The organism is Bradyrhizobium sp. LeoA1Lang (assembly GCF_055413685.1).
The window spans coordinates 1-257 of the sequence record NZ_JBVAPG010000595.1 but is presented as its reverse complement, the minus strand read 5'-3'; the positions used below and the strand labels follow the sequence as shown (position 1 = coordinate 257).

The 257-nt window shown below is 56.8% G+C and carries 1 pseudogene; it reads left to right on the top strand.

Annotation, left to right across the window (positions count from 1 at the left end):
- A pseudogene (locus ACZYOF_RS44630) lies at positions 1–109 on the top strand (IS5/IS1182 family transposase); the annotation flags it as partial.
- Positions 110–257 lie beyond the last annotated feature (148 nt).

The following is a 257-nucleotide window of genomic DNA, read 5'->3' as shown; positions in this document are numbered from 1 at the left end:
CTTCTCGAAACTGAAGCGTTTCAGGCGCGTTGCTACGCGCTACGAAAAAACCGCACGAAATTACTTCGCTGTCGTCGCTATCGCCGCAACTCTGCTCTGGCTAAGATAACTGTCCACGCGACCTAGTCTTGGGTGCCGTCGCGAACTTGGTTGGAATTTGTCCGTCGCGAGTCTCCGGTGAACGGATGATATCTGCTCAGGCGGCAAGATCAACCGGCTGAGCAATGGGCTTGCTGGCGAGGGTCTGCCAGCCGTCG